Origin of the sequence: Pseudoflavonifractor sp. An85, assembly GCF_002161235.1 — a bacterium.
In the GTDB taxonomy this organism is placed as follows: Bacteria; Bacillota; Clostridia; order Oscillospirales; family Oscillospiraceae; genus Enterenecus.
This window is the reverse complement of record NZ_NFHE01000013.1, coordinates 67,912-77,178: the sequence shown is the minus strand read 5'-3', so window position 1 is coordinate 77,178 and position 9,267 is coordinate 67,912. Positions and strand designations below refer to the sequence as shown.

Here is a 9,267-nt window from a genome sequence, read left to right as displayed (position 1 = left end):
GCGCAAAAAACTCCCCGGCCAGCCAGCCGGAGAGTTCCTGAAAAAGGGCGCACTACCCCCTTGTATTTTGAGGGTTTGATTTTGGGCCGTTTGGGGCTTTCGTCAATCTATCTATGAACCTGCCGGAAACTTCTACACTTCCGACAACGGGGAAAAGGGCCGCAGAACGCAAAAAAGCGGGGCCTCCGGCCTGAAAAATCAGGCGGAAGCCCCGCTTGTGGGGTTTCGCTGCGGATTTTGCCTTGGACATCCACGGTAAAACCGTTTTGCGTATTTTCCGTCCAAAAGCCCGCAAACCCGCATGAATACTAAGAAAAAAGGGTTGACATCTTTTTTGTCAACCCTTCATGGTGCCGGTGGCCGGACTCGAACCGGCACGGTGTCGCCACCGGTGGATTTTGAGTCCACTACGTCTACCAATTCCATCACACCGGCATGGTGCGAGTGGTATTATACTACATTCCATACGGTTGTGCAAGGGGTAAATCCATTTTTTCTTGCGAAGATAAACCGCAGATCTGTGACAGGGGATTGACGAAACGGGGAAAAACGTGTAGTATATGAATATCTATGGTCAATGGAGGTATATTACCATGGCTCACCAGCAAAAATCTGCACTCATCCACTGTTCCACTTGTGGAGAAGACTACAGTGCCACTTATAAATTCTGTCCCTTCTGCGGAGGGTACAACGCACCTCCCGAGCCCGTTCAGGACGTGGAGGAGGCTCCTGTGGAGCCCGCCGCCACCCCCAAGCAGAGCGCTCCCAGCAAGCGGCCTGCTCCCAAGCAGAGCGCACCCCAGCCCCAGAAATACCAATTTGACGGTCAGGATGTGTTTGACCAGTCCGAGGGTGACAACGCTGGTGGCAAAGGCGGCAAGCGGCTGGCCAGCGGCGGCTCTCAGCGGCCCACACCGCCCCCGCCCATCAACTGGCCCCGACTGATTACCTTCTTGTGCTCTCTGGTCATCATCGCCGCTGCCTTGGTCATTGTCTTCACCGTGCTGTACCCCCACCTGCGCCAGGTGTCCAACCCCAACGCCACCGATGCGCCCGCTGTCACCGCCACCGTTTCCCCCTCGGAAGCTGGCACTGAGGACGGCCTCAACGGTATGAGCCTGGACACCGTGGATCTCACCCTCCAGGCCGAGCAGTCCCACTCCCTGACCCTCACCTTTGATCCGGTGGATTGGCGTGGCACCGTCACCTGGACCTCTTCCGATGAGACCTGTGCCACCGTCAACGAGGACGGCGTGGTCACCAACGTCAATACCTCCGGCACCCAGCGTCGGGCCATCATCACCGCCACCGCTGGCACCCAGACGGTCACCTGCACGGTGTACTGCCAGTCTGGCGCCGTCTCCACCCCCAAGCCTGTCATCACCGCTCAGCCTGAGCCCTCTCAGTCTGTGGAGACCGGTACCGGCGACATTGCCAACGGCTCCAAGGGCGTCATCGTCAACGCCTCCAGCGGCCTGCGTGTCCGCTCCGGCCCCGGCACCAGCTACGATGTGGCCGCCAGCTTGAGCAACGGCGATCCCATCACCGTGGTCTCCTACGCCGGAGACGGCTGGTATGAGATCACCTACGCCGGCAGCAACGGCACCAAGACCGGCTACATCATGGGTGAGTACATCTCCGCCAACTAATTTGCAGCAACTTTCACATAACACCACTGCAATTTTCCTTGCAGTGGTGTTATCTTTTGCCCCTTGCATTTCTTCCCCAACGGCAGTAAACTGTTTGGTGCTTTCTGACAAAATTTGAGAGGAGAACTTCAATCATGAGAGGGTTTCTTGCAGACCTTCGCCGGGAATTTTCCGGCTACAACGGGAAACGATTTTCCCAAGACCTGATGGCAGGTATTACGGTGGCCGCCGTGGCCCTGCCCTTGGCCCTGGCATTCGGCGTGTCCTCGGGCGCGGACGCCGCCGCAGGCCTCATCACCGCCATTTTGGGCGGCATCGTCATCGGCTTTTTATCCGGCGCTTCCTACCAGATTTCCGGCCCCACGGGAGCCATGGCCGCCGTGCTGGCCGGTGTGGTGGCCAGCTACGGCCTCCAGGGCGTCTTTGTGGCCACTTTGCTGGCGGGTATCATTCTGATTTTGGCTGGTGTGTTCCGCCTGGGCCGTCTAGTTTCCATCATCCCCATGCCCGTCATCACCGGCTTTACCTCTGGAATTGCCCTGGTCATCGCCCTGGGCCAGCTGGACAACTTCTTCGGCACCCACACCGCACACTCCGGCAACCTGGGCATGGTGCAGACCTATGTGGAGCAGGGCTTCCACCCCCACATGCAGACCATGGTCATTGGCCTGTTTGTGGTGCTGTTTATGATTCTCTGGCCGAAAAAGTGGCAGGCGGTGTTCCCCTCCTCCCTGGCCGCTCTCATTGTGGTGCTCATCGCCAACGCCTTTTTGAAGTGGGACGTGGCGGTGGTGGGGGAAATCCCCCGTACCCTGCTCCCCGCCGTGCGCCTGACCCCCGCCGGGGTGGATCTGTCCGCTGTGGGCGGCCTCATCACCCCCGCTCTGTCCATCGCCGTGCTGGGTATGATTGAGTCCCTGCTGTGCGGCGCCTCGGCTGGCAACATGAAGGGCGAGGCCATCAACGCCGACCGGGAACTGGTGGCTCAGGGCGTGGGCAACCTGATTCTCCCCTTCTTCGGCGGCGTTCCCGCCACCGCTGCCATCGCCCGCACCAGTGTGGCCATCAAGGCCGGGCAGCAGACCCGTCTCACCGGCATCATCCACTCCCTGGGCCTGCTGGCCTCCATGTTCCTGCTCTCCCCCGTGATGAGCCGCATCCCCATGGCCGCTCTGGCCGGTGTGCTCATGGTCACCGCCTGGCGTATGAACGAGTGGCACACCATCCGCTACCTGGCCTCTCACAAGCTGAAAGGGGCCATGTTGGCCTTCCTGGTCACCCTGGCCTGTACCGTGCTCTTTGACCTGTCCATCGCCATTGTGGCGGGCATGGCCCTGTGCTGTGTCATCTTCGCCGTCAAGTGCGTGCAGCATGTGGAAGTGTCCATCAGTGAGGTGGACCCCCAGCGGCTGCAGCGCATCAACCTGTCCTATCACCCCCGCCACACCAGTGTGCGGGTGGTGTACATCTCCGGCGCTCTGTTCTTCGGCTCTGCCGGATACCTGGAGCGGTCCTTAGCCCAGATGCCGGAGGACACCACCTCGGTGATCCTCTCCGTGCGCGGCGTGTCCACCGTGGACACCACCGGTATGCAGGTGATCTCCCGCTTTGTCCAGGCTCAGTTGGACAAGGGGGTAAAGGTATACGTCTCGGGAGCCAGCCAGCCCCTGCGCACCGCCATGGACCGGGGCGGGGTTACCCACATGGTGGGAGAATCCGCTTTCTGCTGGAGCGCCATGGACGCTCTGTCCGACATCGCGCAAGAACAACAAACGGTATAACTTCCCATTCCCGCCGTCCTCCCGCGGCGGGAATCTTTCTTGCAGTTTCACCCCGGTTCTGGTATACTGAAGAAAATTCATACCAAAATAGGAGGTATTTCTTTCATGCTTACCGTTGACCATATCAGTGTCATGAATCTGGAAAACGCCATGCGGGGCGCCCGCAATCCCCTCAACAGCTGGGCCCGCAGCGACAGCCACTACGACGAGAACGGCAATTACATCCTGGGCGAAAATGACCTGTCCCTGGCCACCCGTCTGTGCTCGGCCGGTACCGACCACCGCAAGTTCATCCGTCAGATCATGGTGTCCATGGACATCACCGCCCCCATGTACTGGTGGAAGGAGTTTGACACCTACAAGGTGGGCACCGTGGCCAACTCCACCTCCACCATGCACAAGATCCACGCCAAGGCCTTTGAGCGGGGCGATTTCAGCTGTGACCACATGACCCCCGAAACCTTGGAGCACTTTGACGGCACCATCGCCTACCTGGAGCAGGTGCGCAACCGCTACCTGGAGACCAAGGACAAGACCCACTGGTACGACCTGATCCAGCTGCTCCCCTCCAGCTACAACCAGATGCGTACCGTCACCCTCAACTACGAGGTGCTGGCCAACATCTACTACGCCCGCCGCAATCACAAGCTGGACGAGTGGCACACTCTGTGCGATGTGATTCTCACCCTGCCCTACGCCAAAGAGCTCATTGGAGCCTGCGAAAAGTGACAAAAACCATCCCGGAACGGCCTCCACAGAGCCGTTCCGGGATGAAAGAAAAAATTTTTGATTTTTTTCGCAAAACTTGTTGACAATATGGGTGCCCCCTGCTATAATAACCTTCGCTGCAAACGTGATGTGCCACACAAGCTGGTGTAGCTCAGCTGGTAGAGCAGCTGATTTGTAATCAGCAGGTCGGGGGTTCGAATCCGTCCACCAGCTCCACGTTTCCAACAACTTCATATGGAGGAGTACCCAAGTGGCCAAAGGGGGCAGACTGTAAATCTGTTGTCTTCGACTTCGATGGTTCGAATCCATCCTCCTCCACCAAAAAAGACGATCTCATTCGAGGTCGTCTTTTTTCATCCGAGGGTGGATTCGAAAGCCGGCTCTTGGCAGAGTGCCGGTGGCACTCTGCAACCGGCGTAGCTTTTTCACAAAAAAGCGAATCCATCCTCCTCCACCAAACATCCCGAATGCGAATGCGTTCGGGATGTTTCTTTCCCCCGTCCAAATCTCCGGTTTGCCTTGTCAGGCTTTTGGAGATAGGGTAAAATAAATAAAAGTCTTTATCGATATCGAAAAGGAGGAATACTATGGCAACACATGCAGCAAAGTCCTATGACGTGGTGGTCATCGGTGCCGGCAACGGCGGTCTGGTTGCCGCCATCCGGGTGCTGCAGGCGGGATATTCCTGTCTGCTGTTGGAAAAGCACAACCTGCCCGGTGGATTCGCCACCAGCTTCAAGCGGGGCCGTTTTGAGTTTGAGGCCAGTCTCCACGAGCTCAATGACTTCGGCTCTACCCAGGAACCCGGCGACATCCGCACCCTGTTTCGGGACCTGGGGGTGGAGGACCGCATTGAGTGGATGCGCATTCCCGAGGCCTACCACCTCATCACCACCGACAAGAAGTACAACTGTGTGATGCCCTTTGGGGTCCAGGCCTTCATCGACAAGATGGTGGAGTATTGCCCCGACTCCCGCAAGTCCATCACAGAGTTCTTTGAGCTGTGCAACGAGGTGCGGGACGCTCAGACCTACTCCAACTCCGTCAACGGCAACACCGACTCGGAGTATATGAAGAAGAACTTTCCCAACTTCGTCAAGGCGGGCAGCTATTCCGTCAACGAAGTGCTGGACGCGCTCCACATGCCCCAGAAGGCCAAGGACATTCTCAATGCCTACTGGTGCTACCTGGGTGTGGACTGCGACCGCATGAGTTTTTTGCACTACGGCTCCATGGTTATCCGTTACATCACCCGGGATGCCTGGATGCCCAAAATGCGCTCCCACGAGATCAGTCTGGCCATGGACAGCCGCATCCGGGAGCTGGGCGGCGAGATCTGGTACCAGTCCGAGGCGGAGAAGATTCTGGTCGACGACAACGGGAACATCCGTGGCGTACAGCTGTCCGACGGCACCGTGATCGAAACCCGCCACGTCATCGCCAACTGCTCCCCCCACCTGGTCTTTGGCAAGATGCTGGAGAAGAAGGCGGTCACCGAGCAGATGGTGCGAGCCGCCAACAGCCGCAAGTTTGCCGGCCGTGGCTTCTCCCTGTTCTTGGGGCTCAACCGCTCTGCTCAGGACTTGGGCATCACCAGCCACAACTACTTCATCTACGACACTGCCGACACGGTCCAGCAGTACAATCTCATGAAGCGGGTGGACACCAACCACGTCCAGGCCACCGTCTGCCTGAACAACGCCGATCCGGACTGCTCCCCTGAGGGCACTTGCATGCTGTACTTCACCACCATGTTCATGTCGGACGACTGGGGCAACGTGAAGGAAGAGGACTACTTCAAGGCCAAGGACAAGGTGGCCGAGGATATGATCCGGGTCTTTGAACGAGAGACCGGATGCCAGATTCGGAACGCCATCGAGGAGATCTGCGTGGCCTCCCCCACCACCTACGCCCGCTACTGCGGACACCCCGAGGGTGTCATCTACGGCTATGAGACCGCCGAATGGGACAGCCTGATGCCCCGCATGATGATGATGCGGGAGGACGCCGCCCTCCATCCCGGCCTGCGCTTTGCAGGCGGCTATGCCATGCGTTCCAGCGGCTTCTCCAGTGCGTATGTCTCGGGGGATCTTTCCGGACGTCAAACCGTGGGCGATTTGAAAAAGGAGGCGCAGGGAGCATGAAATTTCGCAAGCAGATGTTTGGATTTATGGATATGCTGCGGTTTAAAAAGATGGTGCCCACCCGTCGGCGGATGCTGGCTGAGGGCCCCAACACGCCGCTGCCCCAGGAATACCGCACCAACGTGCTGGCCCAGAAGCTGCACCCCGGCTACATGCAGGTGGAGCTGATTGCCGCCCGCTCCCTCACCCCCACCATCCGGGAGCTCACCTTCAAGCGGCTGGACAGCCAGGAATTTCCCTTCTTCCGGGCCGGCCAGTATGCGTCCCTTCAGATGCGCATTGGGGACAGCTTGGTCAGCCGCCCCTACTCCATCGTCTCCACTCCCCGGCAGGCCCTGGAGGGCAAGCTGGTGCTGGCGGTGGAGAAGGCGGGCTTTGTCTCCAGCTACCTCCATGAGACTGCCCAGGTGGGGGACCATTTTGTGATGACCGAGCCCTCCGGGGAGTTCCACTACGAAACGCTGCGGGATCACTCCCACATCGTGTGCATCGCCGGCGGCAGCGGCATCACCCCCTTCCTGTCCATGGCGGGTAGTCTGGTGGACGGGGACGAGGATTACACCATGACCCTGTTTTACGGCGCCCGTACCGCCGCACAGCTGGCCTACAAGGAGGAGCTGGATAACCTGGCCGCCCAGAGCGACAAGCTGAAGGTGGTGTACGTGCTCAGCGACGAGGAGCAGCCCGGCTGTGAGTCCGGCTTTGTGTCCGCCCAGCTGATGAAGAAATATATAGACCTCACCCAAGTCACCTTCTTCCTGTGCGGCCCCCAGGCCATGTATCGCTTTGTGGGCGAGGAGCTGGCCCCTCTGGCTCTGCCTAAAAAGGCGGTGCACCACGATGCCGCCTGCTGCGGGAATCTCTCTGTGGACACCCCCAAGACCTTCCAACTCACCGTCCACATGCGGGACCAGGTGTATGTGGTCCCCGCCCGGGAGGACGAGACTCTGCTCACCGCCATGGAACGGGCAGGCCTCAACGCCCCCAACAAATGTCGGGCTGGCGGCTGCGGCTTCTGCCACAGCAAGTGGATTTCCGGCCAGCACCGGGTGGCGGAGGGCCGGGACGGCCGCCGGGCCGCCGATATCAAGTTCGGCTTTATCCACCCCTGTGTCACCTATCCCATGGAGGATATGGAGATTGACGTGCCTGTGGCCTACTAAATTCAACCATAAAAAAATCCCGAATGCAAAAGCATTCGGGATTTTTTTGCTATTATTTAGCCCAGCAGCAGCTTGTCGTCTGCCTCGTCGGAGCCGGTGGCCTGACCGAACTTGGCCAGCAGGTCCTCCACGGTGAGTTTTTTCTTCTCCTCCCCGGAGATATCCAGGGCCACCCGGCCCTCGTACATCATGATGAGGCGGTTACCGTGGGCGATGGCATCGCGCATGTTGTGGGTAATCATCAAGGTGGTCAGGTTGTCCCGGCCCACGATGGTCTCGGTGGCCGAGAGCACCTTGGCCGCTGTCTTGGGGTCCAGAGCGGCGGTGTGCTCGTCCAGGAGCAACAGCTTGGGCTTGACCAAACTGGCCATGAGCAGGGTCAAGGCCTGACGCTGGCCACCGGAGAGCAGCCCCACCTTGGAGGTCATACGATCTTCCAGGCCCAAGTCCAGAATCTTCAGCAGCTCCCGGTACTCCTCTCGCTCGGCCTTGGTGATGCCGGCGCCCAGGAACCGTTTCTTGCCCCGGCGGGCAGCCAGAGCCAGATTCTCCTCAATCTGCATGGTGGCGGCGGTTCCCATCATGGGGTCCTGGAACACCCGGCCAATGTAGCGGGCACGCTTATGCTCGGGCAGGCGGGTCACATCCACCCCGCCGATGGTGATGGTACCCTCGTCCACCGGCCACACACCGGCCACAGCGTTGAGCAGGGTGGATTTGCCCGCTCCGTTGCCGCCGATGACGGTGACAAAATCCCCTTCCTTCAAGTGGAGGGATACGCCGTTCAGGGCGGTTTTCTCGTTCACCGTCCCGGCGTTGAAGGTCTTGTAAATGTTCTCCAGTTTAAGCACGGGACACACCTCCACGTTTCACAGGCTTGGTAAAATACTTGCTCTTCCAGTAAGGCACGGACAGGAACACCGCCACCACCACGGCGGAGAGCAACTTGAGGTAGTTGGAATCCATAAGCTTCAGAGACAGCACCAGCTGGACCACCATGTAGTAGACAATGGCACCGATGGATACCGCCAGCAGTTTCAACCCGAAGTTGTGGAACAGTTTGGCAAAGAGCACCTCGCCAATGATGACGGCGGCCAGACCGATGACGATGGCGCCACGGCCCATATTGGCATCGGCAAATCCCTGGTACTGGCTCATCAGCGCCCCGGACAGGGCCACCAAACCGTTGGAGATCATCAGGCCCAGCACCTGATTGCGCCGGGTGTTGATGCCCTGAGCCCGGGCCATGGCCTGATTGGCACCGGTGGCACGGATGGAGCAACCCAGTTCCGTGCCAAAGAACCAGTACAGCACCGCAATAATCACCAGGGTGAAGATGCCCACCACGAAAATGGGGTGCTGATAGAAGGGGCGGGCGCCGCTGCCCACGTCCTGGACAAAGCGCAGGGACACCAGCAGGCGATTGAGCACGTCGGGGTTGATGATGTTCAACGCCACGTTGGCCTTCATGGACATGATGGCCAGGTTCACCGACCACAGCCCCAGCTGGGTCAAAATACCGGCCAGGATGGCGGGAATGCCGCACACAGTGTGGAGCAATCCGGTGACCAGTCCGGCCAGCATTCCGGCTCCCACCGCCGCCAGCAGAGCCAACCAGATGTTGACCCCCTGGGAGAAGAGCACCACAAAGGTGGCACCGCCGGTGCAAAAGGAGCCGTCCACAGTCAGGTCGGCGATATCCAAAATCTTATAGGTCAGGTAGACGCCAATGGCCATGATGCCCCAGATGAGGCCCTGGGAAATGGCACCGGGCAGGGCGTTTATAAAATCCAGCATGGTT

The 9,267-nt window shown here is 59.2% G+C and carries 7 protein-coding genes and 3 tRNA genes; 7 read left to right on the top strand and 3 right to left on the bottom strand.

Annotated elements, in window-relative coordinates:
• Positions 1-348: 348 nt before the first annotated feature.
• Positions 349-435 (bottom strand) — tRNA-Leu (locus B5G37_RS07935).
• Positions 436-593: 158 nt separating this feature from the next.
• Here B5G37_RS07935 and B5G37_RS07930 point away from each other — a divergent pair.
• The 7 genes from B5G37_RS07930 to B5G37_RS07900 all read left to right on the top strand — a co-directional run bounded on the left by B5G37_RS07930 (position 594) and on the right by B5G37_RS07900 (position 7,466).
• Positions 594-1,649, top strand: coding sequence for an SH3 domain-containing protein (locus B5G37_RS07930; RefSeq protein ID WP_204217898.1), 1,056 nt, complete (start codon positions 594-596; stop codon positions 1,647-1,649).
• A gap of 134 nt (positions 1,650-1,783) precedes the next feature.
• Positions 1,784-3,430, top strand: a complete 1,647-nt coding sequence (locus B5G37_RS07925) for a SulP family inorganic anion transporter (protein ID WP_204217897.1) — start codon at positions 1,784-1,786, stop codon at positions 3,428-3,430.
• A 105-nt stretch (positions 3,431-3,535) separates the two neighbouring features.
• Positions 3,536-4,159 (top strand): hypothetical protein, encoded by a 624-nt coding sequence (locus B5G37_RS07920; RefSeq protein WP_087256214.1) that lies wholly within the window; start codon positions 3,536-3,538, stop codon positions 4,157-4,159.
• 140 nt (positions 4,160-4,299) lie between these two features.
• Positions 4,300-4,375: transfer RNA gene (locus B5G37_RS07915), tRNA-Thr, on the top strand.
• A 20-nt stretch (positions 4,376-4,395) separates the two neighbouring features.
• A tRNA-Tyr gene (locus B5G37_RS07910) sits at positions 4,396-4,480 on the top strand.
• Positions 4,481-4,746: 266 nt separating this feature from the next.
• Positions 4,747-6,303 carry an NAD(P)/FAD-dependent oxidoreductase gene (locus B5G37_RS07905; protein ID WP_087256212.1) on the top strand — a complete coding sequence of 519 codons (1,557 nt, stop codon included), beginning with the start codon at positions 4,747-4,749 and terminating at the stop codon, positions 6,301-6,303.
• Positions 6,300-7,466: an FAD-binding oxidoreductase gene (locus B5G37_RS07900; RefSeq protein ID WP_087256210.1), complete on the top strand. Its 1,167-nt coding sequence runs from the start codon at positions 6,300-6,302 to the stop codon at positions 7,464-7,466. Before B5G37_RS07905 ends, B5G37_RS07900 begins: the two co-directional genes overlap by 4 nt.
• 56 nt (positions 7,467-7,522) lie before the next feature.
• On the opposite strand, the gene B5G37_RS07895 is transcribed toward B5G37_RS07900, so the two are convergent.
• Both B5G37_RS07895 and B5G37_RS07890 read right to left on the bottom strand, forming a co-directional pair.
• A complete protein-coding gene (locus tag B5G37_RS07895; protein ID WP_087256208.1) occupies positions 7,523-8,317 on the bottom strand; it encodes an ABC transporter ATP-binding protein in 795 nt (264 codons plus the stop codon).
• A complete protein-coding gene (locus B5G37_RS07890; RefSeq protein ID WP_087256206.1) occupies positions 8,310-9,263 on the bottom strand; it encodes an ABC transporter permease in 954 nt (317 codons plus the stop codon). The genes B5G37_RS07895 and B5G37_RS07890 overlap by 8 nt, the downstream gene beginning before the upstream one ends.
• Positions 9,264-9,267: the final 4 nt, after the last annotated feature.